This window comes from Streptomyces celluloflavus, from assembly GCA_000720995.1.
Taxonomy (GTDB): domain Bacteria; phylum Actinomycetota; class Actinomycetes; order Streptomycetales; family Streptomycetaceae; genus Streptomyces; species Streptomyces celluloflavus.
Map to the genome: position 1 here is coordinate 181,550 of JOEL01000003.1, position 20,731 is coordinate 202,280.

The 20,731-nt window shown below is 72.2% G+C and carries 16 protein-coding genes and 1 pseudogene; 8 read left to right on the plus strand and 9 right to left on the minus strand.

Annotated features, from left to right (window positions below; all coding sequences use genetic code 11):
* The first annotated feature begins 185 nt into the window (after positions 1-185).
* Entirely contained in the window at positions 186-1,283 is a 1,098-nt protein-coding gene (locus tag IH09_RS04255) for a baeRF3 domain-containing protein (RefSeq protein WP_052854116.1), read from the plus strand.
* Positions 1,284-1,460: 177 nt separating this feature from the next.
* On the plus strand, positions 1,461-2,087 hold the full coding sequence (locus IH09_RS04260) for a hypothetical protein (RefSeq protein WP_052854481.1): 627 nt from the start codon (positions 1,461-1,463) through the stop codon (positions 2,085-2,087).
* A 46-nt stretch (positions 2,088-2,133) separates the two neighbouring features.
* On the opposite strand, the gene IH09_RS04265 is transcribed toward IH09_RS04260, so the two are convergent.
* Positions 2,134-3,759, minus strand: coding sequence for an adenosine deaminase family protein (locus IH09_RS04265; RefSeq protein WP_052854118.1), 1,626 nt, complete (start codon positions 3,757-3,759; stop codon positions 2,134-2,136).
* A 314-nt stretch (positions 3,760-4,073) separates the two neighbouring features.
* Here IH09_RS04265 and IH09_RS04270 point away from each other — a divergent pair, with 314 nt between their 5' ends.
* Both IH09_RS04270 and asnB read left to right on the plus strand, forming a co-directional pair.
* The gene (locus IH09_RS04270) at positions 4,074-5,105 is read left to right on the plus strand and encodes a PHP domain-containing protein (protein WP_052854120.1); all 1,032 of its coding nucleotides are present in this window, start codon (positions 4,074-4,076) and stop codon (positions 5,103-5,105) included.
* Between the two features lie 225 nt (positions 5,106-5,330).
* Positions 5,331-7,160 carry an asparagine synthase (glutamine-hydrolyzing) gene (gene asnB / locus IH09_RS04275; protein ID WP_052854122.1) on the plus strand — a complete coding sequence of 610 codons (1,830 nt, stop codon included), beginning with the start codon at positions 5,331-5,333 and terminating at the stop codon, positions 7,158-7,160.
* Between the two features lie 63 nt (positions 7,161-7,223).
* Here asnB and cynS read toward each other — a convergent pair whose 3' ends face one another.
* Positions 7,224-7,694, minus strand: coding sequence for a cyanase (gene cynS, locus IH09_RS04280; RefSeq protein WP_052854124.1), 471 nt, complete (start codon positions 7,692-7,694; stop codon positions 7,224-7,226).
* Between the two features lie 238 nt (positions 7,695-7,932).
* Here cynS and IH09_RS40545 point away from each other — a divergent pair, with 238 nt between their 5' ends.
* Positions 7,933-8,313, plus strand: coding sequence for a LysR family transcriptional regulator (locus IH09_RS40545; protein ID WP_107436817.1), 381 nt, complete (start codon positions 7,933-7,935; stop codon positions 8,311-8,313).
* 30 nt (positions 8,314-8,343) lie between these two features.
* On the plus strand, positions 8,344-9,885 hold the full coding sequence (locus tag IH09_RS04285) for an AMP-binding protein (protein ID WP_052854126.1): 1,542 nt from the start codon (positions 8,344-8,346) through the stop codon (positions 9,883-9,885).
* Positions 9,886-9,935: 50 nt separating this feature from the next.
* Here IH09_RS04285 and IH09_RS04290 read toward each other — a convergent pair whose 3' ends face one another.
* The 3 genes from IH09_RS04290 to tdh form a co-directional block, all read right to left on the minus strand.
* The gene (locus IH09_RS04290; protein WP_052854128.1) at positions 9,936-10,844 is read right to left on the minus strand and encodes a LysR family transcriptional regulator; all 909 of its coding nucleotides are present in this window, start codon (positions 10,842-10,844) and stop codon (positions 9,936-9,938) included.
* A gap of 10 nt (positions 10,845-10,854) precedes the next feature.
* The gene (locus IH09_RS04295) at positions 10,855-12,042 is read right to left on the minus strand and encodes a glycine C-acetyltransferase (protein WP_052854134.1); all 1,188 of its coding nucleotides are present in this window, start codon (positions 12,040-12,042) and stop codon (positions 10,855-10,857) included.
* 63 nt (positions 12,043-12,105) lie between these two features.
* Positions 12,106-13,134, minus strand: coding sequence for an L-threonine 3-dehydrogenase (gene tdh / locus IH09_RS04300; protein WP_052854137.1), 1,029 nt, complete (start codon positions 13,132-13,134; stop codon positions 12,106-12,108).
* Positions 13,135-13,427: 293 nt separating this feature from the next.
* Between tdh and IH09_RS04305 the strand changes: the two genes are divergently transcribed.
* Positions 13,428-15,833: a SpoIIE family protein phosphatase gene (locus IH09_RS04305; protein WP_052854139.1), complete on the plus strand. Its 2,406-nt coding sequence runs from the start codon at positions 13,428-13,430 to the stop codon at positions 15,831-15,833.
* 110 nt (positions 15,834-15,943) lie between these two features.
* Complete coding sequence (locus tag IH09_RS39625; RefSeq protein WP_094793016.1) at positions 15,944-16,135, plus strand: hypothetical protein; 192 nt, start codon at positions 15,944-15,946, stop codon at positions 16,133-16,135.
* 117 nt (positions 16,136-16,252) lie between these two features.
* Here the strand turns inward: IH09_RS39625 and IH09_RS04310 are convergent.
* The 4 genes and pseudogenes from IH09_RS04310 to IH09_RS04325 form a co-directional block, all read right to left on the minus strand.
* Positions 16,253-16,702: pseudogene (locus IH09_RS04310) on the minus strand (GNAT family N-acetyltransferase); the annotation flags it as partial.
* A 229-nt stretch (positions 16,703-16,931) separates the two neighbouring features.
* Positions 16,932-17,828 (minus strand): GNAT family N-acetyltransferase, encoded by an 897-nt coding sequence (locus tag IH09_RS04315; RefSeq protein WP_052854141.1) that lies wholly within the window; start codon positions 17,826-17,828, stop codon positions 16,932-16,934.
* Positions 17,829-17,939: 111 nt separating this feature from the next.
* Complete coding sequence (locus tag IH09_RS04320; RefSeq protein ID WP_052854482.1) at positions 17,940-19,391, minus strand: amino acid permease; 1,452 nt, start codon at positions 19,389-19,391, stop codon at positions 17,940-17,942.
* 284 nt (positions 19,392-19,675) lie between these two features.
* Positions 19,676-20,632: a hypothetical protein gene (locus tag IH09_RS04325; protein ID WP_052854142.1), complete on the minus strand. Its 957-nt coding sequence runs from the start codon at positions 20,630-20,632 to the stop codon at positions 19,676-19,678.
* Between the last annotated feature and the right edge of the window lie 99 nt (positions 20,633-20,731).

Consider the following 20,731-nt stretch of genomic DNA (forward strand, 5'->3'; position numbering starts at 1 on the left):
TTGCTTCGCACGGCACGCACCACCCCGGGGCCATTTCCCTCAGCCGGCGATCGCCACCTCACACACCACGAAACGGCTGTACTCCAGGCAGTCCACCCCATCCACGCCATCCACACCGTCCGTGCCACCCACGCAGTCCACCGTCCAAGGGAAGAGCAACGGCGTCTCCGCCGGAAAGGGCCTCCATGCACCCCGTTCTCAGTCCTGCCGTCCTCGCCCGGCTGCGCAAACCGCGTCCGTACCCGGCGGTCTCCATCGTGCTGCCGACCCACCGCCGCGAACCGGACAACACGCAGGACCCCATCCGTCTGCGGAACCTGCTCGCCGAGGCCAAGGAGCGGCTCGCGGCGGACCCGGCCGTGACCCGGGAGCGGCGGACCGACGTCATCGGGCAGTTGGACGGTGCGCTCAAAGAGATCGATCTGGCGCACGCCGAGGACGGGCTGGTCATCTTCGCCGCGCCCGGCGAGCATGAGGTGTGGTCGCTGGGGCGCACGGTGCCCGCCCGGGTGGTGCTCTCCGACACGTTCCTCACCCGGAACCTCGTGGCCGCCCACGCCGCCGAACCCTCCTTCTGGGCGCTGGTCATCTCGGCCGACCGCATCTCTCTCTGGAGCGGCGGCGCCGAGCACGTCACGGAGCACCGCACCGGGGACTTCCCGCTGACCCGGGATCTGGAGGCCCCGGACTCCGAGCGCAAGGAACAGATCGGCGATCTGCCCAGCACCTTCCGCGACGAGCAGACCCGCCAGTTCCTGCGCACGGCGGACACCGCCGTGGAACACCTGCTGGCGTCCGCCCCCCGGCCGCTGTACGTACTCGGGGAGGCGGCGGCGCTCTCGCTGCTCGACGAGGTCGGCACGGTCGCCCGGCACGCCACCGCCCATATCCCGCACGGTGGTCTGAGCCGCGCGTCGGCCGAGGCCGTCCGCGCGGCGGTGCTGCCGGCCGTCGCGGCACAGGCGCGGCAGGAGGTCGACGCCGTCCTGGCGGACCTGACGGACGCCCAGGGACGGCAGAAGTTCGCCGCCGGGATCGACGAGGTCTGGCAGTGCGTGTCCGAGGGACGGGTGCGGATCCTCGCCGTGGAGGAGCACTACCGGGAGACCGTCCGGGCGACCGGCGACCATCTGGTCCCGGCGGAACCGGGCGACCCGGACTCCCGGGACGACATGGTCGACGAGATCGTGGAACAGGCCCTGGAGACCGACGCCCGGGTGACCTTCGTACCGGACGACACGCTCGCCGGTATGGGCCGGATCGCCTGCGTCCTGCGGTACTGACCCGGCGGCGGTACCGGCCCGCCGGTGTGGCGGAGCCCCGGCGCCCGTCCGGTCGGCACCTCAATGGATCAGCAGGGTTCGCGGCTGGCGGGCGGTACACCCAGCATGGACGAGGCGGACCCCGACAGAAGCGCCGGCGGCAGCGGCCGGGGCGTCGCGGTGAAAGGACGGGACGCGATGAGCAGGACCTTCTCCCCCGGCGCCGGCGCGCACCGACGACGGCTGCCCGCGGCCCTGGTGTGCGTACTCGCCACGGGGTCGCTCGCGGGTGCCCTCGTCTCGTGCCACAGCGGCGGCGGCAACGGCGGTGCCTCGTTCAGCCCGCGCCCGACACCACCCCATACCGCCTCGTTCTCGGGCACACCGCCGTCGTCCATCGCGTCGAGCGCCGAGTCCGCCCGCGCCTCCGCCTCCGCCGCGGCCTCCTCCGCGTCGGCGGCCGCGTCCGCGTTCGAGGCATCGGTCTCGGCCGAGTCGGCCCGCGCCAACGAGGCGGCGGCGGCCGAACTGAAGAAGGTGCACGACCGGGGCAACGCACTGTCCGACGTGTCGCTGACCGGTAAGCCGCGGGCCGAGACCGCCGGTCTGCTGGTCGCCGTGGTGAACATCGTCAACCGGACCGACAAGAAGGCGTCGTACGCGGTGCAGGTCGACTTCGTGGACACGTCCGGGAAGACGGTCGAGAGCAGGACCGTGGGGGCGGAGAAGCTCGGTCCGGGGGAGCGCGCGCAGCCCCTCGCCGTCAGCGACAAACCGGCCGATGTGAAGCTCACCCCCCGGGTCGCCAAGGCTCAGCGGTACTGACGCCGGTCCTCCGGGCACCGGCTCGCCGTCCGCGCGGCACCCGCCGTCAGGGCGCGAGGTGGCGGATGTGCTCCGCGAAGCGGGTGAAGGCGGCCTCCTGCCGCCATTCGAGGGTGGCCTTGGGGCTGTTGGCGAGGAAGTGCGCGCAGCTCTGCCGCGGGGCCCGGGTGCCGGGCCGCTCCCCGCGGCAGGGGACGGCCGGGGTGAAGGCGCGCGGTCCGTCGCGCCCGGCGTCCCACAGGCTGTCACCCGGGAGGAAGGCGTGGTCCAGCGAGGCACGGGCCAGATCCTTCAGCTCGCGGTAGTCGAGCCGGTAGGTGCGGGCCGCATAACGGTACTCCTCGCCGATGTCGGTACGGGAGATACCCGGGTCATCGGTCGAGAGCACGACCGGGACGCCGTAGCGACGGTAGAGCGGGAAAGGGTGCTCGGCTCCGTGGACACCGAGGATCTGCCGGTTGCTGGTCAGCGGCACCTCCACCGCGATCCCCCGCCGGGCCATGGTGCGCAGAAGGGCGGCGGCGTGGTCCTCGTGGGCCACGTCGACGCCGTGGCCGATGCGTTCGGCCCGGCCGGTGCGGACGGCCTCGCCGATGTGGAAGCGGAGGTCGGACGGGCCGACGAGGCCGGCGGTGAGTTCACCGGCGTGCAGCGTGATGTGGGCGCGCGGGTAGACGCCGTGCAGGTAATTCAGCATCCGCATCTGGAGACGGTAGTCGCGCAGCGCGTTCGCCCCGTCTTCCGGCTGCACCAGGTTCACGGCGACGAACCGCGGATCGCGTTCGGCGAGCCGCATGCCGAGGGCGAGCTGGGTGAAGACCCGCTCGGGTGAACTTCCTCGGGACGTCTGGTAGATGAAGCGGAAGGGCAGCCGGCAGCCGGGGTGGGGGTGGCCGGTGCCGCACTCCCCCGCCGCGCGGAACTCCGCCAGCGCCGCGTCGGTCTCCCGCTCGGCCCGGCGTACGAGGCGGTCCAGTTTCCCGTCGGCCAGGAGCAGCCGGTGCAGCCGCGCGAGGTCCGGATGGAAGCCGACGTCCGCCGCGAGTTGTTCGCTGCCGGTGGCGGCGGGGGCCACCATGGTCTCCAGGTAGAACTGGTGGTTCCGGGCGGCGGTGTCCGCCACCTCGGCGAGCAACCTGCCGATGTGGGCATCGGAGACCGCACGGAACTTGTCGAAGGCGCCGAAGAAGTGGTCGTGCCCGGACTCCCCCGGCGGGAAGTCCTGCATCGACCAGGCCCGCAGGATCCGCCGCCGGAAGCCGGCGTCCGTCCGGGCCTGCGTGGCCGGGCGGGTGTGCCGGCCGCAGGGCGCCAGCCGGGCGGTCAGGGTCCGTTCGTCGACGCAGAGTCCGTCCTCGCCGGCGAGCCGGATCAGCAGTTCGGTCGAGGCGGCTCCGGAGAGGTGGTTGTGCAGATCGGCGCCCTTGGGCAGGTCCCGGAAGAAGGCCCGGAGCGCCGCCGGCCGGTCCTCGACGGCCTTGAGATAGGCGGAAACGCGCTGGTCGGCGGCGGGCGGCGCGGCCGGCTGCGGGGCGGGCGCGGCGGCGGGCAACAGCGACAGCAATGCCGCACAGCCCAGGACCGGCAGGAGCGGGGTGCGGCGGTGGCGCCGTCGGCGCGTGCGGGGGGTGAGGGTGGGCACAGGCGCATCTTGCCGATACGGCACACCCATGGGGGACGAATCCGGTATGACGGCCTCGATCGGATGAGCGGGCGCCGCGCCCGGGGCGTATCCCTCCCTGCGGGAAGCGCGGTCCGGCCGTGTGGTGACCGGTCGGCCCATCGGCCGCCACCGTCTTCATGCCCCTGCGTCGCCCCGTCCCTCGGCACCCGGCCGCTTACGCGCCGCCGGTGCGGCCGGGGAAAGTGGCAGCCGGTCCCGGGGTGCGGCACCGTGGGAGGAAGGCGGCGGGGACGGCCCGCCAGGACGGAGCGGTGCCCGCCCGCCGGGCCGGAGCGGTGCCGTCGGCCGGGAAGGAGCGGTGCGTGGAGCCGGTCGAGGCGCTGGAGCGGATCGCCTTTCTGCTGGAGCGGCAGGGCGCGGTGACCTATCGCGTACAGGCGTTCCGTACGGCGGCGGCGGTGATCGGCGAGCTGTCCGGCGAGGAGGTACGGCGGCGGGCGCTGAACGGGTCGCTCGCGCGGGTCAAGGGGCTGGGCCCCAAGACCAGCGGGGTGGTGGAGGAAGCGCTCGCCGGGCGGGTGCCCGGCTATCTGGCGCGCCTGACGGCGGAGGCGGGCGGCCCGCTGGTGGACGGGGAGCGGGGGCAACGGCTGCGGCGGGCGCTGCGCGGCGACTGCCATCTGCACTCCAACTGGTCGGACGGCGGCAGCCCCGTCGAGGCGATGGCCCGCGCCGCCCGCGACCTGGGACACCGGTGGTGCGTACTGACCGACCACTCCCCCCGGCTCACCATCGCCCACGGGCTGACCGCCGACCGGCTGCGGGAGCAGCTGACGCTGGTGGCGGCCGTGAACGAGCAACTGGCGCCGTTCCGGCTGCTGACCGGGATCGAGTGCGACATCCTCGACGACGGCCGCCTCGACCAGGAGCCGGAACTGCTGGCGGAGCTGGACATGGTGGTGGCCTCGGTGCACTCCAAACTGCGGATGGACGCCGCGGCGATGACCCGGCGGCTGGTGGCGGCGGTCGGCAACCCGCTCGTCGATGTGCTCGGCCACTGCACCGGCCGACAGCTCACCGGCACGCTGCGGCCGCCGTCGCAGTTCGACGCCGGGCTCGTCTTCGCGGCCTGCGCGGCGTACGACACCGCGGTGGAGATCAACTGCCGTCCGGACCGCCTCGATCCGCCGCGTCCGCTGCTGCGGCAGGCGCTCGACGCGGGCACGCTGTTCGCCATCGACAGCGACGCCCACGCGCCGGGCCAGCTGGACTGGCAGATCTACGGGTGTGCGCGGGCCGAGGAGTGCGGCGTGCCCGCGGACCGGATCATCAACACCTGGACGGCCCGCCAGGTGACGGCATGGACCGGCACCGGCAGCACCCCCGGACGCTGACGGGGCGTGGGGCGGCACGGCCGCCAGCGTCGCCACCCGCCCCATCTCGCCGTCACACAGGCCCCTGGGGCACCTCTGGCCCCTGTGGTGCGAAACCCGTTATTAGGAGGAATTTACCGGTGAGAAACCCCACGCACCCGATTGGCCGCTACGGGTAGTGCGGACCCCTCGACGGAGAGATGGTCGCTACACGCAACCGTCTCCGTAGGAATGAGGCTGATAGCCGTGTGCGGGATAACCGGATGGATCTCCTATCGACGTGACCTGACCGCTCACCAGGAATCCGTCGATGCCATGACCGAGACGATGTCCTGCCGTGGACCCGATGCCCGGGGCACCTGGGTGACGCCGCGGGCCGCGCTCGGCCACCGGCGGCTCGCCGTCATCGACCTCCCCGGCGGCGCGCAGCCCATGGAGGCGGGCACCGACGACGGCGCGGTCGCGATGGTGTACTCCGGTGAGGCGTACAACTACGTGGAGCTGCGCGAGGAGTTACGGCGCCGCGGCCACCGCTTCACGACCGACTCCGACACCGAGGTCGTCCTGCGCGGCTACCTCCAGTGGGGCGAGGAGGTGGCCGGGAAGCTCAACGGCATGTACGCCTTCGCGATCTGGGACACCCGGACCGAGAAGCTGGTCATGATCCGCGACCGGATGGGCATCAAGCCCTTCTACTTCTACGAGACGGACGACGGTCTGCTGTTCGGCTCGGAGCCCAAGGCGATCCTCGCCAACCCGCTGGCCACCGCGGAGGTCGGCCCGGACGGTCTGCGGGAGATCTTCTCGTTCGCCAAGACTCCCGGGGCCGCGGTGTGGGAGGGGATGCGCGAGCTGCGGCCCGGACATGTGGCCGTGCTGGACCGCAACGGCCTGCGTGAGCACGCCTACTGGCAGCTGACGGCGACCGAGCACACGGACAGCCGGCAGGAGACCGTGGCGCACGTCCGCGAGCTGCTGGAGGACATCATCGCCCGCCAGCTGGTGGCGGATGTGCCGCGCTGCTCGCTGCTCTCCGGCGGCCTCGACTCCTCCGCGATGACCGCGCTCGCCGCCAAGCAGCTGGGGGAACATGGCGAGACGGTCCGCAGTTTCGCCGTCGACTTCCCCGGCCAGGCCGAGAACTTCCGCGCCGAGGACATCAGCCCCACGCAGGACACCCCGTTCGTGCACGCCGTCAAGGACCATGTGCACAGCGACCACAGCGACATCGTGCTGGACGGCGCGGCGCTGTCCGACCCGGCCGTGCGGCGGGCCGCCGTCGGGGCCCGCGACCTCCCGGTCGGGCTCGGCGACCGGGACAACTCCCTGTTTCTGCTGTTCAAGGCGGTCCGCGAGCAGTCCACCGTGGCGCTGTCGGGCGAGTCCGCGGACGAGGTGTTCGGCGGCTACCCGTGGTTCCACGACGCACGGCGCGAGGCGGAGACCTTCCCGTGGCTGGCCGGGCTCGCGCCGCTCGACTTCCGGGGGACGCTCTCCGCCGACCTGGCGGACCGCCTCGACCTCGGTACGTACCTCCACGACAGCTACTCCTCGGCTGTGGCGGACACCCCGCTGAAGGACGGCGAGAGCGGGCTGGAGAAGCGGATGCGGCAGGTCTGCTATCTGCATCTGACGCGGATGGTGCAGGCCCTGCTGGACCGCAAGGACCGGATGAGCATGGCCGTCGGCCTGGAGGTCCGGGTGCCGTTCTGCGACCACCGGCTGGTGCAGTACGTCTTCAACACCCCGTGGTCCCTCAAGACGTTCGACGGACGGGAGAAGAGCATCCTGCGGGAGGCCACCCGTGATCTGCTGCCCGAGTCGGTCGTCCAGCGCAAGAAGAGCGGCTACCCCGGCAGCTTCGACCCGAACTATGTCTCGGCCATCCAGTCGCAGGCCGCCGACCTCCTCTCAGCCGGTCACGCGGCCCTGGACCTCTGCCATCGCGAGAGGCTGCGGGAAGCCTCGGTGGCCGACGGCGCGACCATCACCACGGGCCAGCGCGCCCAGCTGGAGCGGGCGCTCGACCTGGCGGCCTGGTTCGACCTGCACAAGCCGGTGATCAAACTGAACTGACACCGCCGCACGGCCCGCCGGGGCCGGGGGCGCACCGCCCCCGGCCCCGGCCTCGGCACGGAATCAGAACGGTTTGATGGGCAGGTACTTACCGTCGAGGGTGATGACGGCGCGGGAGCCGCCCTCGGGGTCGTCGACCTTCCGCACATCGAGCTTGAAGTTGACCGCGCTGATGATGCCGTCGCCGAACTGCTCGTGTATCAGGGCCTTGAGGGTGGTGCCGTAGACCTGGAGCATTTCATGGAAGCGGTAGATCGTCGGGTCCGTGGGGACGCCGCCGGGGATGCTGCCGCGCAGCGGGATCGTCTGGAGGAGCAGCGCGGCGTCGTCATCGAGACCCAGCCGCTCGGCGACGGCCCGTGAGGCGTCCGCGGGCAGCGCGTGCTGGCCGAGGACGGCGGCGGTCACGAACGCCACCGACAGGCCGGCGGCGTCGGCCAGCTCCTGCCAGCTGACGTCCTTGCGGGTCTTGGCCTCGACGGCCGCGATGGCCAGTTCCTGACGGGCCTGCGGGTCGGTCTGCGCATGCACCATGGGAGAGAGCCCTTTCGGTGGGTCGATCGGTGGGTGGTGGCGAGGCGGGCGAAGAGCATCGCCGGGGTGGGGAACACATCGCGCCGGAAACGCCGGACTCCCCCGGCGAGGACGCACATGGTCACTCCTGCCGGCGGCGCGCCGGCGGGGCCGATGTGTTCCACCATGCGTGACCGGTACCTATAACACCCAAGCCGCAAACCCTACTTCTGCGATTGCTCCTGCCTATAGCCGACCCATGGCCGCGGAACCGCACCATCTCGGGTATCCGCTCACGCCGGCCGAGCACGCCGATTTCACCCCCGCCACCGAGGCCCCGCTCATGTCACAGCCGGCCCTCTCCCAGCAGATCAGGCGGCCCGAACACACCACACAGGCGCAGCCACTCGACCGCTCGGGCCATTCGGTGCTGCCGACCGACACCGGCGCGAGCCACGCCCGCCACGCCTTGCGGGATCTGACGGCGGCGAACGCGCCCCCGGCCCGACCCCCACGCCGGCAGTCCACCTCGGGTCGCCGCAACGCTCCGCCGAATCACCCGAGTTGGATCTTCCGATCGGCAGGGGCTACCCTGCTTTTGGTTGCCCGTGGCAACCAAAAGCTCCGCCCGGGTACGTGACCGGGCATGCCCGCCCCAGGAGGAACCGCCATGTCCACAGAGGCCCAGATCTTCCCCACGTACGTCACGGAGAACCTCGACGCGCTGGAGCGCGACCCCGGGCACGACGCCTTCTTACACCAGGGACGGCGGGTCACCGCGGGCGAGTTCCGCGCTCTCGTTTACCGGATGGCCCGTGCGCTGCGCGACCAGGGCATCGACCGCGGGCAGACCGTCACCCTGCTGAGCGGCAACCTGCCGGAGACGGTCGCCGCGCGTTACGCCGCCAACCTGATCGGCTGCCGGGTCAACGAGCTCTACGGCGGACTCTCGGCCGAGTCCCAGGCCGCCATCGTCCGCGACGTCGAGACGCGCGCCCTGATCGTCGATCCCCGCTGCGCGGAACGGGCCGCCGAGATCACCGAGTTGGCGCCGGTACCGGCCGTCCTGGTGCTCGGCCCCACCCAGCTGGGCACGGACCTGCTGGAGCTCGCCGCCGGACACTCCGCGGAGCCGCTCCGCAGCCTGGCGCGAGCGGAGGACGTGTGCACCATCCGCCACACCGGCGGCACCACCGGCCACCCCAAGGGAATCTGCAGCACCTTCGGGCAGTCGCGCGGGCTGCGCGCCATGCATCCGCCGGAGCCCGTGGAACGCCGCCAACTGGTCTGCACCACCCTCGCGCACGCGGCCGGTCTGCTGGCCGACGCCACCCTGGGCGCGGGCGGCACCGTGGTACTGCTCGACGACTTCGACCCGGCGGCCGTGCTCGCCACCGTCGAACGCGAGCGCATCACCGACCTCTTCCTGCTGCCGCCGCTCCTCTACCAGCTGCTGGACCACCCGGACCTGGCCCGTACCGACACCTCCAGCCTGCGCACGCTGGTCTACGGCGGCTGCCAGTCCTCCCCGGCCCGGATCGCCGAGGCGGTACGGGCCTTCGGCCCGGTGCTGCTCCAGATCTACGGGCAGAACGAAGCCGGCGGCATCAGTGTGCTCACCCCCGCGGACCACGACCCGGGGCGCCCGGACCGGCTGCGCTCCGCGGGGAAGGTGCTGCCCGGGGTGGAGGTGGCGATCCGCGACGAGCGGGGCCGCGACCTGCCGGCGGGCGAGCACGGCGAGGTCTGCATACGCTCCGCCGGCATCATGAAGGGGTACTGGAAGCAGCCCGAGCTGACCGCCGAGGTCCTGCGGGACAGCTGGGTGCACACCGGTGACCTCGGCTTCCTCGACGCCGAGGGCTATCTGACCCTCGTCGACCGGCTCAAGGACATGATCGTCGTGGTCGGCGGCCATGTGTACACCAGCGAGCTGGAGGAGCTGCTCACCTCCCATCCGCAGGTCCGGCAGAGCGCCGTCTTCGGAGTCCGCGACGCCGACCGCAGGGAACGCGTGCACGCCGCCGTGGTGCCCGAACCCGGCAGCGGAATCGACGGACAGCTGCTGTGCGGCCTGGTGCGCGCGGAGCTCGGCGCGATGTACGAACCGGCCGCCGTCACGTTCGTCGACGCGCTGCCGCTGACCGATGCGGGCAAGCCGGACAAGAAGCTGCTGCGGCGGCAGGCCGAACGGGCGCTCGGCGCCGCCTGACACCGGTCCGCGGGCGGCCCCGGCGTCATGCGCGCCGGGGCCGCCCGTCCTCAGCCCCGGGGAACGGCCACCGCGCCGAGAGCCGCCAGCACCGGGCGGAACAGCGGATGGGCCTCGGCGCCGCGGCGCACCGCCGCGAAGACACGGCGGGTGGGCGCCACACCGTCGACCGGGCGCACCACCACCCCCGCGAGGTCCATACCGCGCAGCGCCGAACGCGGGACGAGCGCCACACCCGCCGCGGCCGAGGCGAGCGCGACGACGGCCCGGAAGTCGTCGGAGGAGTGCTCCAGATCGGGCGCGAAACCGGCGTACTCGCAGGCCAGCACGACCACGTCATGGCAGGGGTTGCCGGGGTACGGGCCGATCCACGGGTCTTTCGCGAGGTCGGCCAGCGCCACCCGCGGCGCGCCGGCGAGCCGGTGGCCGACCGGGAGCACGGCGTCGAACGGCTCGGCGTACAGCGGGACCCGGGTCAGCCGCGGATCGTCCTCGCCGGGGGCGCCGCGGTACTCCACGGCCACCGCCACGTCCACCTGCCGGTCGAGGACCATCAGCAGGCTGGCGTCGCCCTCGGCGTCCCGGACGCGGACGCGGATACCGGGTGAGGAGGCGGCCAGCTCCGTGATCGCGGGCGCGACGACCAGTCCGATGCCGGTCGCGAAGGCCGCGACGGTCACCGTGCCCGCCTCGCCCGAGCCGTACGCGGCCAGCTCCGACTCGGCCCGCTCCAGCTGTGCCAGGACGGCGTTGGCGTGGCTGAGCAGGATCTCGCCCGCGGCGGTCAGCCGGGCGCCGCGGGCACCGCGTTCCACCAGGTGGTGGCCGGTCTCCTGCTCCAGGGCGGCCAACTGCTGCGAGACCGCCGAGGGCGTGAGATACAGCGCGGCGGCCGCGGCCGTGACGGTGCGGTGGTCAGCCACCGCACGCAGGATGTGCAGCCGCCGCGCTTCGATCATGCCCCCAGTGTTACAGGGCGGACCTCGCGTCGACGAACGCGTCGACCGCGCGATTGACGTCCTCGGTGGAGTGCGCCGCCGACAGCTGGACGCGGATCCGCGCCTGGCCCTGCGGGACCACCGGGTAGGAGAAGCCGATGACGTAGACGCCGCGCTCCAGCAGCAGGTCCGCCATGCGGGCCGCCTCCGCCGCCTCGCCGATCATCACCGGTGCGATGGCGTGCTCGCCGGGGAGGACGTCGAAGCCCGCCTCGGTCATCCGGGAGCGGAACAGCGCGGTGTTGGCGGTCAGGCGCTCGCGCAGGTCACCGGCCGACTCCAGGAGGTCGAGCACCTTCAGCGAGGCGGCCGCGATCACCGGGGCGAGCGAGTTGGAGAAGAGGTAGGGACGCGAGCGCTGGCGCAGCAGGGCGACGATCTCGGCGCGGGCCGCGACATAGCCGCCGGAGGCGCCGCCGAGCGCCTTGCCGAGGGTGCCGGTGATGATGTCCACCCGGTCCTGCACACCGTGCAGCTCGGGGGTGCCGCGCCCGCCGGGGCCGACGAAGCCGACGGCGTGCGAGTCGTCGACCATCACCATGGCGCCGTAGCGGTCGGCCAGGTCGCAGATCTCGGGCAGCGGGGCGAGGTAGCCGTCCATGGAGAAGACGCCGTCGGTGACGATGAGCGTGCGGCCGGCGCCCGCCGCCTCCTTCAACTGCCGCTCCAGGTCGGCCATGTCGCGGTTGGCGTAGCGGAAGCGGCGGGCCTTGGAGAGCCGGATGCCGTCGATGATGGAGGCGTGGTTGAGGGCGTCGGAGATCACCGCGTCGTCCGCGCCGAGCAGCGTCTCGAAGACGCCTCCGTTGGCGTCGAAGCAGGAGGAGTAGAGGATCGTGTCCTCCTGGCCGAGGAAGCCGGAGATGCGCCGCTCCAGCTCCTTGTGGACCTCCTGCGTACCGCAGATGAAGCGGACCGAGGCCAGTCCGTAGCCCCAGCGGTCGAGTGCTTCGTGGGCGGCGGCGACGACCTCGGGGTGGTCGGCGAGGCCCAGGTAGTTGTTGGCGCAGAAGTTGAGGACCTCGCCGGGGCGGCCGCCCGCGGTGACCGCGACGGTGGCGGACTGCGGGGTGCCGATGACGCGCTCGGGCTTGTGCAGCCCCGCGGCGCGGATCTCATCGAGGGTGCCGCGCAGTTCGTCGCGTACGGAGTCGAACATGAGGGGTGTCTCCAAAGCGGGGAGGGACAGGAGCGGGTGAAGAACGGCGTGGGAAAGGGCGGGTCAGGTGGTCCAGTCGAGGATGACCTTGCCGCCGAGGCCGCTCGCCGCGTCCTCGAAGGCGGCCTCGAAGTCCTGGTGCGGGTACCGGCCGGTGATCACCGGGGAGAGGTCGAGGCCGCCCTCCAGCAGGACGGACATCGCGTACCAGGTCTCGAACATCTCGCGGCCGTAGATGCCCTTGATCGTGATCATCGAGGTGACGATCCGGGCCCAGTCGACGGGGAACTCCTGGGCGGGCAGGCCGAGCATCGCGATCCGGCCGCCGTGCGTCATGTTGGAGATCATGTCGCGCATCGCCTCGGGCCGGCCGGACATCTCCAGGCCGATGTCGAAGCCCTCACGCAGGCCCAGCTCCCGCTGGCCGTCCGCGATCGGGCGCTCGGCGACGTTGAGGGCGAGGCTGACGCCGACCTTGCGGGCCAGCGCCAGGCGCTCCTCGCTGACGTCGGTGATCACCACATGGCGGGCGCCCGCGTGCCGGGCGACGGCCGCGGCCATGATCCCGATCGGTCCGGCGCCGGTGATCAGGACGTCCTCGCCGACCAGCGGGAACGACAGCGCGGTGTGCACGGCGTTGCCGAACGGGTCGAAGACGGCGGCGATGTCGAGATCGACGGGGACCCGGTGCACCCACACATTGCCGGCGGGCAGCGCCACGTACTCGGCGAACGCGCCGTCCCGGCCGACGCCGAGGCCGACCGTGGCGCGGCACAGGTGGCGGCGGCCGGCCAGGCAGTTGCGGCATTTGCCGCACACCAGATGGCCCTCACCGCTGACCAGGTCGCCTTCCTTGATGTCGGCCACATCACGGCCGGTTGCGACGACCTCGCCGACGAACTCGTGGCCGAGGGTCAGCGGGGTGGTGATGGCCCGCTGGGCCCAGCCGTCCCAGGAACGGATGTGCAGGTCCGTACCGCAGATCCCGGTGCGCAGGACCTTGATCAGCACGTCTCCCGGGCCGATGGCCGGTTCCGGCACGTCCATGAGCCACAGACCGGGCTCCGCCTTCTGCTTGACCAGTGCCTTCACCGCGACGGCTCCCGTACCTCGGATTGCTGTGACTTCGGAATGCTGCGACTTCCGCATGCTGTGACCTGCCGGGCAGGCGCCCGGCTTCGCGATCTACGGCAGGAAATCTTCCGTACCCCGGCCGTCCGGTCCATCGAGGATTTCTTAACCACGGCCACAGCTGCCCTTCACACCCCACGGGCACCGGGGGTGCCGGGCGGTCACGCGGATGCCCTCACCGGCCCCCGGCACGGGTTGTGCCGGTCCTGATCCCGCTCGATGCTGTAGGTACCGAACCGGGCTGGGCTGATGCCATGAACGCTGGGAACGCGGCCGAGAGCGCCGATTTCCGTGGTCCCCTCGACGTCACCAGGGCGGCCACCGCGGTGCTGGACGCCCGGAGCCTGGTCATCGGCTGGAGCCCGGCGGCCGAGAAGCTCCTCGGGTACGCGCCCGGGGACGTCATCGGGCGCCCCGTCGACACGTTCCTGGCCCCCGCCCCGGCGGGGGCCGCGCCACCGGGGCCGCTCAACGGCAGCGAGGCCCGTACGGCGCGGCACCGGGACGGCCGGCCGCTGCGGGTGGCGGTCACGGTCTGCCCACTGGCCGACGGCGGGGCGGGCCCGGCGCGCCTCCTGGTGCTGACCGGGCTGGACGCGCTGCGCAGATGGGAGTCGTGGCAGGCCATGCTGCACGGGCTGGCCACCCAGTCCCCCGTCGGCCTGGCCATCTACGGCACCGATCTCCGTCTGACCTGGTCGAACACCGCCTATGAACGGGAGGTCGGGCAGCCGCTGCCGGAGTACCTCGGCAAGCGGGCCGACGAGCTGTATTCGGCCGGCGTGTTCGTGACCGAGGGGTATCCGACCACCCTCGACGCCGTCATGCGGTACGTGCTCGCCACCGGTGAGCCGATCCTCGACCTGCACTTCGTCGGCGAGCCGCCCACCGATCCGGGGACCGATCACGTCTGGTCCTGCTCCTACTACCGGCTCCAGGACGCGGGCGGCACGGTGCTCGGCCTCTGCGAGGAATCCTTCGACATCACCGACCGCTACCGGACCCAGCGCCGGCTGAACCTCCTGGTGGAGGCCGGCCGGCGGATCGGCACCACCCTCGACATGACCGCCACCGCCCGGGAGGTCACCGAGGTGGCCGTCCCCGCGTTCGCCACCCTCGTCACCGTCGATCTGGTGCAGGCCGTGCTGGAGGGCGACGAGCCGGGCCCCGGCGACGGGGCGGCGCCCGTCCTCATGCGTGTCGCGTCCCGCGCCGACCCCCGGTACGGCGACGCGGCGGCGGACGGGCCCGCGCCGCGGCCGCACCCCGTCAGCTATCCGCCGGGCTCACCCCAGTACCGCAGCCTGTCCTCGGGCGGTCTGGTGCAGGCGGAGCACACCGTCGTCGTGCCGCTGCGGACCGGCGGTACCCCGCTGGGGGTGGTCACCTTCACCCGGGCCGGGCATCCGGCCTCCTTCGACCGCGACGAAACGGTGCTCGCCGCCGAGCTGGTGGCCCGTACCTCGGTGTGTCTGGACAACGCCCGCCGCTTCACACGCGAGCGCCGCGCCGCACTCGCCCTCCAGCGCAATCTGCTGCCCCAGCGGCTGCCCAAGCAGTCCGCGGTCGAGCTGGCCCACCGTTATCTGCCCACCGACGCGCGGGCCGGGGTCGGCGGCGACTGGTTCGATGTGATCGCGCTCTCCGGTACCCGGGTCGGGCTGGTCGTCGGCGACGTGGTCGGGCACGGCCTCCAGGCGGCGGCCACGATGGGCCGGCTGCGGACGACCGTGCAGGCCCTGGCCCGGCTGGATCTGGCGCCCGACGAGTTGCTGGGCCGGCTGGACGACCTGGTGGGGCAGCCGGCGGCGGACCGGGTCGTGCCCGGTTCCGAGGACCCCGGCGTCGATGACGCGGCCACCGGCGTGACCTGCCTGTACGCGGTCTACGATCCGGTCTCGCGGCGCTGCACCATGGCGCGGGCCGGACATCTGCCCCCGGCGATCGTCGATCCCGAGGGCGGGCTGTACTTCCCCGATCTGCCGGCCGGGCCGCCGCTGGGGCTGGGGGGCCTGCCGTTCGAGTCGCTGGAGATCGAGCTGGCGGTGGGCAGCCTCGTCGCCCTGTTCACCGACGGGCTGGTCGAGGCCCGCGACCGTGACATCGATGTGGGCCTGGACATCCTGGGCCGGGTGCTCACCGATCACCGCAGGCCGCTGGAGGAGCTGTGCGACCGGGCGCTGGCCGCGCTGCTGCCCGGCGGGGCGGGCGCCGACGACTCGGCGCTGCTGCTGGTGCGCACCCGTGAACTGGACGTCCGTCAGATCGCCGGCTGGGAGCTGCCCGCCGAGCCGGCGGCGGTGGCCCACGCCCGTGAGCTGGCCACCGGCCAACTGCGCGCATGGGGCCTGGAGGAGCTCGCGTACACCACGGAGCTGGTCGTCAGCGAGCTGGTCACCAACGCCGTCCGGCACGCCGCGGGGCCGCTCCATCTGCGGCTGCTGCGCGATCGGACCCTGCTGACCGAGGTCTCGGACACCGGCCACACCTCGCCGCATCTGCGGCACAGCGAGAGCGACGACGAGGGCGGCCGGGGGCTGTTCATCATCGCGCAGCTGGTGCAGCGGTGGGGGACGCGCTACGCGCCGTACGGCAAGACCATCTGGACGGAACAGTCCTTCCCGCCGGACTATCCCGGCGCCCCGCGCCCGGTGGGCTGACCGGGCCGGCGCCCGCTACGGCGCCTGTCGTGCGGCGTTTGGGCCGCAGCCCCATGATGGAACCAAGCGCCCGTCCCAGCGCCTGGGCGGACGCGACACGAGGAGGTCCCGTGACGAGCAATGGCAGGGAAAGCTCGGCCGAACAGCGGCCGAAAGTGCTGTACACCGGTGGCGAGCGGCCCTTCGATCCGGAGGACCTGGTGATGGCATCCGGGCGCGAGCCCACCCCCGCGAGCCTTGAATGGGCCAGGAATCTCATCGAGGAGGACGGCGCGGCGGCCATCGAGCGCTATCTGCCGTAGCCGCGACCGGCAGACCACGGGCTGCTCCCCGGGCGCCGCCGTCGCGGACGGTGCACCACGGCGCAGTACGAAGCGGGCCATGCGGAGCCCGGGGACCGGCTCGAAGTCGGCGGCGCGGGTGAATCCGAGCCGCCGGTACAGCGTGACGGCCGGCTGGTTGGCGGCGCCGGTCGTCACCACCATGTCGCGGTCCGGGGCGATCTCGTGCATCAGGTGGTCCAGCAGCCGGGTTGCCAGACCGCGGCGGAACCACGCGGGGTCCACGCAGACCCGGTCGATCTCGACGGCCCCGGTCGGTGGCCCCTCGTCCTGCCAGGCCACGAACGCGGCAACCGTCCCCGCGGCGGGCACCGCGCCGAGCCAGCGCAGCGGACGCGCCCGCAGCTCCGCCAGGCTCTCCCGGAGCGCCGGGATACCGTCGAAGCCGATGAGTCCGGCCTCGACGGCGTAGGCACTGCGGCCGGTGCGGTGCACGGCGGCGGCGGTCGGCCCGTCGGTCAGATCCAGCTCGCGTATCGGCGGGACGGGCCGGGCATCCGGTGCGGGCGAGTGGGTGATCTTCGGCATTGGGCGATGCTAGCCCGCCGGATTTCCGCGGGCGTCGGCCGCCGCCGCGGGGCGGGACCGGAGGCGGGGCGGGTCGGTGCGCCGGCGGTCCGCCCGCCGGAGGAGAAGGTGCCGGACCTCGGCTCTCCTCGTGTCGGGCCCACCTCCGGATGGCCGCCGTACAGCCGTCCCGCCCCGCCCCGGGCCCCGGCACCCGGCTGCCCGGCCGGGGCCACGGTGACGGCCCGCCCTACCCGAGTTCGAGGCTGGTGACGCCGTAGGTGTACTCCTCCCGGACCGGCGGGACCGGGCCGGTGTACATGCGGATGGTGTGCGAGCGCGGGGTCAGGCCGCGGGCCGTGGCGAGCGCCTGGGCGTCGCGCCGGGGTTCGGGGATGTCGAGGCTGACCTCGTCGTCCGGGCCGAGGTGGGCGGTGAGGCTGTCGAAGAGCGCCTCGGCGTCGCCGGGGGTGTCGGCGAAGAGCGGGCCGATGCGGTGGCCGTCGCGCGCGGACCTGATCACTCCGTAGCCGGTGATCCGGCCGTCGCGCAGGCGGACGCGGGCGGTGTGGCCGTCGGCGGTGAGCCAGCGCGCGAGGAAGGCCCGCCGCTCGGCGGGGAAGCAGCGCAGGTCGTACGCGGCGATCCCGTCGAGGAGGGCCGGATCGAGGCGGGACGCGTCGACGGGCACGATGCCCGATGGCGTTGAGGCGGTGCCGTCGGGGCGCTCGGGGCGTCCCCCGTACCGGAGGGTCTCGTAGGCCGCGGTGAACCCGGCCCGCCGGTAGGTCGCTTGCTGGGCGGGCACCGCGTCGAGCCCGACGGTCCGCCCGTCGGCGTGCGGGAAGGCGGCGCGCCAGGTGGCCAGTCCCCGCCCCTGCCGGCGGTGGGCGGGGTGGACGAGGTAGTAGCCGAGGAACGCGAACTGTGCGGAGTAGTTGACGACCGAGACCGCGGAGACCGGCCGGTCGTCCAGGCTGCCGATGAAGAAACCGGCCGGGTCGGTGGGGTGGAAGCAGGCCGTATCGCCGTGTCCGGGGTTCCACCCTTCTTCGGCGGCCCACTCCTCCACCTGGCGCCAGGCGTCCAAGGAGGCGGTGGTGACGGTGAGTTCACCGGTGTGCGGGGCTGTGTCGTGCGGGTGCATGGCGGGGTGCGTCCCTTCTGGTCTGCTGCGGGCGGCGGGATCGGGGGCGACGGCGGGCAGGCCACCGGCCCACCGGTCGGTGGCCGGTGGGCCGGTGGCCTGCGCGCGCGGTCAGATCAGGTCCATGGCGGCCACTTCGTCGGGGCGGCCGTAGCTGACCGGGCCCTGGAAGCGCCGGCGGGCGGTGGTGAACCACCAGACCGTGGCGATGAGCAGCACCACGCCCAGGGCGATCGGTGCGTAGTTGAACGATTCGGCGGTGATCGGGGACGCCTGCGGCAGCATGAACAGCACGTTGCTGATGACGATCCAGGCCACCGCGATGGCCGCGACGGGCTTGCCCCAGCGTCCCAGGTTCCACGGTCCGGCCTGGAAGTCGTCCAGCCGCAGCCGCAGGAAGATCGGCACGCCGTAGGCGAGGAAGAGCCCGACGACATTGATGCTCACCACGGCGGTGAAGGCGGTGTGCGACCACCAGCCGGGCAGGACCAGTACCAGAGGGCAGGCGGCGGCGAGCCAGACGGCCTTGACGGGGGTACGGGTGCGGGCCGACACCGAATGCCACCAGCGGGAACCGGGCATCGCGCCGTCCCGGGAGAAGGCGAAGATCTGCCGGGTATTGCTGGTCATGTTCGCCAGACCGCAGAACAGCATGGCGCCGATCACGATCAGCAGGAGGAACTTGGCGGTGCCCACGCCGAGTGCGTCGATGAGAATCTGCACCGGCGGCGCCGACGCGCTCGCGGCGTGGCCGTAGTCACGGATCGCGTAGATCAGGGCGAGCATGAGGACCAGTCCGGCGAGCGCGGAGTAGAGGATCGCGCGCATGATGCCCCTGGGGGCGTTGACGGTTGCCTTCACGGTTTCCTCGGACATGTGGAAACTGCCGTCGAAGCCGGTGAACGTCCAGCTGGTGACGAGCAGTCCCAGCATTCCGCCGTAAAGCCCGTTGGTGAAACCGGTGTTGTTCACGAAGTGGGTGACGAACGAGGGCGACTGGTGGTGCGCGGGGATCAGCGTCAGGGCGGCGACGATGACCACCATGCCGATCAGCAGCCACCACACGGATATCCGGTTCACCACCGCAACCAGCCGTACCGTATACGTGTTGGCCAGCCCCTGGAGGAGCAGGATTGCCGCGGTGATGCCGACGGTCTGCTGGGGTGTCGGCTCATAGGACGGCCACTGCATCACGATGAATGCCTGAATGAAGGTGGCGGCGGCGAAGTTGGTCGCGGCCGTACCGCCCACCTGCCCGACGAAGTTCAGCCAGCCGGTATACCAGGACCAGGCGCCGCGGTGCCGCTTGGCGAGCTTGCCCGCGGAGAAGTAGAGCGCGCCGCTGGTCGGGTAGGCGGAGGCGATCTCGCCCATCGCGGCGCCGACGAACAGCACCATGATCGACACGCCGATCCAGCCGAAGACAAGAATCCGCGGACCGCCGGCCCCCATACCGAAACCGAAGGAGGAGAAGATCCCGGAAATGATGTTGATGATGGTGAAAGAGATGGCGAAATTGTCGAATGCGCGGAATCTTCGGGTGAGTTTCCGCGGATATCCCATCGCATGGAGTGTCGCGTCGTCATCGAGAGCGACGGCGTCCGCGTCCCGGGAGTTCTGCACACGTGGGGGGGACGTACGCTGAGCCACAACCGTAACCTTTCTGCTCTGGCGGGTGAGACGTTAATGGCGTGAGCTGGTCGAACTTTTCGAGCGGACAGCAGGACTCCGGCACTGGATACGCAGTCGTGCTGCCGGTACGCGTCAACGTCAGGCTTTCCGGGCCTTTTCGAGCCTTTCCGGCCCTGCGGTTCTTTCGGCACCGGCCGCGCTGACACCGACGCGGTTCAGGGGGCGCTGGGAATCGGAAGTCCGCAGGAACGCCGCGCTTTGGTCAATTGCTCCTCGGGATCACCGAACACACTCCAGGGCATGCGCGAGGCGTACGGCCCCATGGCCGTGAACACCTCCCGCGCCTCGAACTCGCGCTTCGCCATGAAGAGCGCGTGCCCCAGATACGCCAGGTCCAGCACCGGGGCGAACCGGTAACCGGCCACCTGCGGGAACCAGTTGTGGTGGATGCCCAGCGCGGTGGTGATCCACTGGGGTTGCTCCCACGTCCGGTCCGCCAGCAGCGCCGACGGGTTGTAGTCCTCGACCAGCGCCACCAGCGGCAGCAGTCGCAGCGGCGAGGAGGCCGGCGCCCGCTGGCTCAGGAACGCCGAGACGTCCCAGCTCGCGCTCGACGAACCGCCGTAGCGGGTGAAGAAGAACGACAGGAACCGATGGTGCGCCTCCCGGTGCCAGGGGTCGAGCCGGAGGATGTGCGCGAACAGGTACCACGGACCGGTCGGCGCGGTGAGCAGCCCCTGCGGGGCCGGGTCCTGCGGCCGGTTGAGGCGGGTCAGCGCCAGCTGGGCGACCCACGGGGTGGGGTCCGTGGGCAGCAGTTGGGCGGCCCGTTCGCACGCCGTCTGCGCTATCCGCACCAGGGCGTCCTGCCGGCGGTCGCGGGCGTCGGCCATGTGCAGCGCCCGGAGCATCGCCACCCGGGCCCACAGCAGGGCGGCCTCCGGGCTCGGCTCCTCCGCTAACCAGCGCTCCGCCAGATCCGAACCCGCCGCCTCCGAGGCGAGCACCAGGGAACGGTGGGCCCGCACCTCGAAATCCTCGCGCGTCTCCCGGAGGACCTCGTGCGCGCTGAAGTAGCGGCCGGCCCTGATGTCCATGCACGCGCTCGCCAACTGCCGGTCATTGGCCGCTGGACTCCATACGTACTGCCCCTCGAAAGCGCCAGCCGCCATGATCCCCTCCCGATCCTGAAGGCGTCATCCCACCCGCATACATTCCGACCGCGCCGAATTCGGCAGGATCCCTTCCGGAGATCCATGCGGCAGCGGGCC

Coding starts and splice junctions, on each gene's coding strand:
- IH09_RS04255 (WP_052854116.1), top strand. CDS start 186: ATGCACCCCGTTCTCAGTCCTGCCGTCCTCGCCCGGCTGCGCAAACCG.
- IH09_RS04260 (WP_052854481.1), top strand. CDS start 1,461: ATGAGCAGGACCTTCTCCCCCGGCGCCGGCGCGCACCGACGACGGCTG.
- IH09_RS04265 (WP_052854118.1), bottom strand. CDS start 3,759: ATGGGTGTGCCGTATCGGCAAGATGCGCCTGTGCCCACCCTCACCCCC.
- cynS (WP_052854124.1), bottom strand. CDS start 7,694: ATGGTGCATGCGCAGACCGACCCGCAGGCCCGTCAGGAACTGGCCATC.
- IH09_RS40545 (WP_107436817.1), top strand. CDS start 7,933: ATGGCCGCGGAACCGCACCATCTCGGGTATCCGCTCACGCCGGCCGAG.
- IH09_RS04285 (WP_052854126.1), top strand. CDS start 8,344: ATGTCCACAGAGGCCCAGATCTTCCCCACGTACGTCACGGAGAACCTC.
- IH09_RS04290 (WP_052854128.1), bottom strand. CDS start 10,844: ATGATCGAAGCGCGGCGGCTGCACATCCTGCGTGCGGTGGCTGACCAC.
- IH09_RS04295 (WP_052854134.1), bottom strand. CDS start 12,042: ATGTTCGACTCCGTACGCGACGAACTGCGCGGCACCCTCGATGAGATC.
- IH09_RS04305 (WP_052854139.1), top strand. CDS start 13,428: ATGAACGCTGGGAACGCGGCCGAGAGCGCCGATTTCCGTGGTCCCCTC.
- IH09_RS04315 (WP_052854141.1), bottom strand. CDS start 17,828: ATGCACCCGCACGACACAGCCCCGCACACCGGTGAACTCACCGTCACC.
- IH09_RS04320 (WP_052854482.1), bottom strand. CDS start 19,391: ATGGGATATCCGCGGAAACTCACCCGAAGATTCCGCGCATTCGACAAT.
- IH09_RS04325 (WP_052854142.1), bottom strand. CDS start 20,632: ATGGCGGCTGGCGCTTTCGAGGGGCAGTACGTATGGAGTCCAGCGGCC.